At 70.3% G+C, this 5,037-nt stretch carries 6 protein-coding genes; 1 reads left to right on the plus strand and 5 read right to left on the minus strand.

The window, feature by feature from the left end; translation table 11 throughout:
- On the plus strand, positions 1-257 hold a 257-nt coding region (locus ACFVXG_RS45515; protein ID WP_387936412.1), incomplete at its 5' end, for a hypothetical protein.
- 206 nt (positions 258-463) lie between these two features.
- On the opposite strand, the gene ACFVXG_RS45520 is transcribed toward ACFVXG_RS45515, so the two are convergent.
- From ACFVXG_RS45520 to ACFVXG_RS45540, 5 genes are all read right to left on the minus strand, one after another.
- Entirely contained in the window at positions 464-3,319 is a 2,856-nt protein-coding gene (locus ACFVXG_RS45520) for a hypothetical protein (RefSeq protein WP_387936413.1), read from the minus strand.
- 161 nt (positions 3,320-3,480) lie between these two features.
- On the minus strand, positions 3,481-3,924 hold the full coding sequence (locus tag ACFVXG_RS45525) for a hypothetical protein (RefSeq protein WP_387936414.1): 444 nt from the start codon (positions 3,922-3,924) through the stop codon (positions 3,481-3,483).
- 2 nt (positions 3,925-3,926) lie between these two features.
- The gene (locus ACFVXG_RS45530; protein ID WP_387936415.1) at positions 3,927-4,127 is read right to left on the minus strand and encodes a hypothetical protein; all 201 of its coding nucleotides are present in this window, start codon (positions 4,125-4,127) and stop codon (positions 3,927-3,929) included.
- A gap of 60 nt (positions 4,128-4,187) precedes the next feature.
- Complete coding sequence (locus ACFVXG_RS45535; protein ID WP_387936416.1) at positions 4,188-4,433, minus strand: hypothetical protein; 246 nt, start codon at positions 4,431-4,433, stop codon at positions 4,188-4,190.
- A 55-nt stretch (positions 4,434-4,488) separates the two neighbouring features.
- Positions 4,489-4,905 carry a DUF3307 domain-containing protein gene (locus ACFVXG_RS45540; protein WP_387936417.1) on the minus strand — a complete coding sequence of 139 codons (417 nt, stop codon included), beginning with the start codon at positions 4,903-4,905 and terminating at the stop codon, positions 4,489-4,491.
- Between the last annotated feature and the right edge of the window lie 132 nt (positions 4,906-5,037).

Raw genomic sequence — 5,037 nt, forward strand, 5'->3', positions numbered from 1 at the left:
GCGACGGGGACGGAGAAGATCGCGACGAAGCGGCCCAGCCGGGCTCAGGAATTCGCGATGCGAATTCCCCTAGCCTTTTCGAATTCCGCTTCGCGAAATTCGGGAGCCGTTCCGAGCGCTTTTCGTCGGCTTTTTCCTGGTCTTTTAAGCCTTCAAATCCGAGCCCTTGCCGCTTCGCGACAAGGGATTTCAAGGCCAAATTCAACCCCATTTCTCGGCGTTTATCGAATTCCTCGAACGGCCCTTTCCCCCCATGATGCACCGTGTAATTCCAGGACTTTCGACCGGTTCCCGTTGACGATGTGACGCGGATTTTGGGTAGCGGCGTGTATCACTTCTCGGGTGTCAGGAAACCCTGCCGCAGACCCCATCCGGACCCCGTATTGTCCCCGATATTGTCCCGGAAATAGGCATGGAAATGCCCCCTCGAATGAGGGGGCATTTCCCGGGAATCGCCGGGGAATTACTCTCCGGCGCGGGCCCGCTTCCTTTCCTCGACACCTTCGAAATAGGTCCGGATTTCGCTGGCGAGGAACTTTTCCTTGCCCTTCGGGCCCTCGCCCTTGGGGAACAGCTCCTTGTTCCGGGTCTTGTGCTGGCGGATGTTGGCCTCACTGACGGGGATTCCCAGGGCCTTGAAGCGGCGCGCGATCTCCGCGATGGACAGGCGCTCCTCCTCGGGCTCTGCGGGCGCCTGGGGGGCGTCCTGGGGCTCCGGCTGGTCGGCCGGCGCCTGGGCGGCGACGCCCTGGCGGTCGAGGATGCGGGTCACCGCGTCGCGCAGCTCGGGGCCGAGGTCCCAGCCCGCCAGGGCGTCACGGGGGGCGTCAGGACGGGTGTCACGGGGGCTGTCAGGCCGTGCGTCATCCTTCACCGTGTCATGGCTCTGAGCTGGGATTTTGTCCAGCAGAACCCGGGGGGAGGGGTTCACCGCGGGGTCATGTGACGTGCCCTTGAGCAGGCTGGGGACCTCCTGCTCGCTGGGCGCGGGCACGGTGCCGTAGAGGCCGGCTGTCTCCCAGCTCCAGGGGTTGCGGCGCCGGGCCTCGGTGGCCCAGTCCATGTACCTGGCGGGGGACTGGCCGGGCGGGTCGCAGCTCGGCACCTGGACCCAGATCCGCTCGCCGTCGCGGTTCACCAGAATGCGCCCGGCCCGGTCATTGCCCGCGATATCGGGCATGCGGCCACCGATGATGCGGTCCCACTGCTTCTCTTTGATTTTCCCCATGATGACCTCGGGGAAAAGGACGCTCATGCCCTGGTTTCCGGTCTTGTCGTCGCGCAGGTCCTGGAATACGCCGATGACGTGTCCGTTGACATTTCGGGCCGTGCGGAGCGTGGACGCGACGTTGGCCCAGAACGGGTCAGCGGCGGGCGCTTTCGGCGCCTTGTTGCGGCGCCACCATTCCCGGGAAAGGTCCGCCGTTTCGTTGGCCTCCTCCATGATGAACACCATGCCGGGGAACTGGATTTCCGGGTTGCGGAGCGAGACGAATTGTCGGGCCTTCGCGACTTCCTGGAACCACGACACGGCACGGCGCATGTCGCCGACCGCCAACGGGTCGTTGTAGAGGTAGAAACCGGGGAGGCCGTCGAAGCACGCGACGGAATTACGCTTGGGGTCCGTCGCGATGACGGTCCAGCCCTGCCAGACCAATTGCAGGATGATGAACTGGATCAGGTTCGACTTTCCACCACCGGAGCCGATGGAAAGCGCCCAGTGAGCGCTGTCGCCTTCCAGCCGCATCTTTACGATCTGCCCGAAGGCGTCCATTCCCACGACCACCTCACCCGGCTTGCAGGAGAAAATCGCCTCCTGGATGCGGGGGTCGAAGAAGTCCAGGAAGTCCGGGCAGGCGGGCTTGGGCGGGGCCGGGGGCCGGTGGGTCCACTCGACCCAGTGGTCGCCGTCCTGCTGGCCGGCCTTGATGCTCCACTTCGCCACCCAGTCCCCGGGCAGCTTGATGTTCACCAGGGTGGTGAGGTCCTGGCGGTCCAGCTCGGCGCCGACGAAGCCGAGCGGCAGCACCAGGCGCACGACGGCCTCGCGGTCGGCGAGGTCGGCCGGGATGGTCAGCCAGTCCTCCATCAGGTCGGCGTCCTCGTCCAGGCCGAGGCGGTCGCGCAGGATCGGCCACAAGGCCGGCCCGTACGTCGCCTCGTCGCCGACCAGCTCCCGGGCGGCCCGCCGGGCGGTCCACACGGCCTTGTGGCCACCGCCCATGAGGCGCCACTCGCTCACCCAGTCGCCGGGCAGGCGCAGGTTCACGATGTCGTCCAGGTCCGCCCGCTCCCGGACGCTGCCCCGGAAGTCGTCCGGGAGCCGCAGGATCACCTGGGCGCCCTCGTCCTCCAGGCGGGTCGGGACGGTCAGCCACTTCTCCTTCTCGGCCTCCAGGGGCAGGTGCAGGGCGGCCTTGAGCATCGACCACAGCCACGGGCCGTAGAGCTGGTCGTCGCTGGGCCGGGGGCCGTGCCACTTGCCCAGGCCGTCCGGGCCGGTGAACCCGGCCACCACCGCGCCGCCACCAGCCGCCAGCGCGCCGGTCAGGGTGCGGCTCGGCGCCACCTCGTACAGGGCCCACACGCCCGGGACGGCCGCGCGCACCATCAGGACCGAGACGTACGCCCACCGGCCGTAGGAGGCCACGCCGCGCCACAGGGCGACGGGCAGCATCAGCACGCCGCGCACGCCCCGGGCCAGCCACCGCCCGGCCACGGCCAGGGCGTAGGCCACGATCGCGCCGACGTCGGAGAGCTGCACCAGGAGGCGGGGCACCGGCAGGCTGCCCACCCAGTCCGTGAAGGCGACCAGCCGGTCGGACAGCACCTCGCGGAAGTCGGGGCCGGTCGCCGGGCCGGGCAGGGCAATGGCGCCCATCGCGGCCGGGGGCGCGGACAGCGGCTCCGGCTCGGGCAGCGCGTTGTTCCAGAACGACGCCCCGCCGGCTTTCTTCTTCGCCGCCGTCTTCGCGCTGATCGGGCGCCCGGTGAGGAAGCGGCCCAGCGCGCCCCCGACCGCCTTCCCGGCCTTGCCGATCGCCTCGTCGGTGGCCTTCTGCTGGGCAGTGCGCTTGGGCAGCTTCGGCATCTGGCTGATCAGCCAGCCGATCAGGCCCAGCGCGCACAGCACGCCCAGGCCGTTGAGGTGGAAGGGCTTGCCGATCGCGTCCAGCACGCCCCAGATCGCGGCGGCGGTGCCGTCGTCGGCGGGCGCCTGGGTGCCCGTGGCGGGGCCGGACGGGTGCGCGGAGGGCGACACCTGAGCGAGGCCGGATACGGCGCTGTGAACGCCTCTCGCGGCTGCCAGGATGGCCATGTGGTGCTCTCCTCTCCATTGCCTTGGGGAGCCTGCTGCCGGGCGGGGCGTCATCCCCGCCCGGCTTCCCCTCGTTGATCAGAGATCAGCAGGTGATCTGTCAGTGTGCGCGCCACCTGCGACAGATGGCCCACGGATTTCGGTTCTTCTCGGTCACCCGTTCAGCGGGTGCCGTGCTCCGCGTGCCACGGGCACGGGTCCTCCGGCGGGCACGGGCCACAGCCCGGCGGCACCGAGTACCAGTACAGGTACTCCTGGCGGACGTAGGCCCGGGTCCCCCCGGGGGCGTCCCACTCGATGCTGTCCGGTCCGATCGGCCCGGCGACGTCCTCCGGGTTCAGCCGGTCGCGCTGCTGGAGCGCGTACGCCGCCGACTCGGCCAGCAGCCCGTCCAGCTCGGTCCGGCTCCGCCACCACCGCCGGTCGGCCAGCGCAGCCTCCCGGAGGGCGATCTCCCGGCAGCCGTCCAGCTCCGGGTCCCGGGAGAGCTGGGCCAGCACCTCCGCCTCCTGGTCCAGGTCGGGGGCGTCCGCGTACGCCTCGGCCGCCGTGGGGGCCGTGAACGTCGGGTAGTGGTGCAGCGTGCGGCGGGTCGTGTCGCTCATGGTCACGCCACCTTCTGCAGCTCGTGGGTGTGGCAGAGCTTCGACCCTTCCCACCAGCCCAGCGTGACCGTCCAGCGCCCGCCGGTCAGGTGGCTCGGGAACTCCCCCGGGTCGAGGTCGTCCAGGATTCGGCCGACCTTGCCGACCGCCTTCGGGTCGTCCTCACAGGCCACGATCAAGACCTCTTCACCAGCTCGGAACATCAGATCTTCTCCTCGGTGTCGAAGGGGCGGGCCCGGGGTGGGGCCCGCCCCGTGGGTGGGTCAGAGGGACTGGAGGCCGGCCTCGCGCACCATCGCCTCGACCTGCTGGGGGGTCACGGTCAGCTGCCCGTCGCCGACGATCAGCCCGGCCGCGCGCATCTTCGCGTTGGCCTCGTTGGCGAGGACCTGGAGGGGCTCCTCGTAGGCCGTGGCGACCGCGCGCCGGGCGGGGTCCAGGGCCACGACGGCCAGCGCCGTCCGCAGCATCGCGTAGGCCCGGAGCGCTTCGCGGGTGGTGTCGTCCATGGGGGTTCTCCTTCGTGGTGGTCGTGAGGGTGGGCCCGCCCCGGTTGCGGGTCGGTCAGGACAGTCCGGCGATCAGCAGCGCGGCCGGGAGCACGCCGAGCGCCAGGTGCGCGCTCTGGTCTACATGGGCGGCCCCGCCGTGGTCGGCGAAACCCTGCTGGCGGGCCCAGACCATCCAGCGGGCGACGGGCCACCGGCGGTCGATCGCCGCGTGGCTGACGCCCAGCCAGAGCGGCGCGACGACAGCCGCGGCCGGGCTCAGGTGGAAGCCGAGCACCCACTCGCCGAGCATCAGCAGGACGAGGGACGTCACCACGTGGGTGCCGGCGTGCGCGCCCAGGGCCCGCCAGCCGATCCGGCCGTGGCCGGCCTTGTGCTGGGCCTGGTGGTCCGTCTGGAGCGGGTAGTCGCTCAGGTGGTGCGCGACGTAGAGCAGGGCGAACACGGCGGCGAACAGGGCGGTGGTGGTCATCGGGGTTCCCCTCCTGGTGGGCGGGGCGGGCCCGGGTGGGCCCGCCCCTGGTGGTCGATCAGAACCAGTACGACTTGTTGTCGCGCTCGGCCTTGGCCTTCGCCTTCGCGTCCCGGGCGTCCTGCTTGGGTA

Source organism: Kitasatospora sp. NPDC058162 (assembly GCF_042884005.1).
GTDB lineage: Bacteria > Actinomycetota > Actinomycetes > Streptomycetales > Streptomycetaceae > Kitasatospora.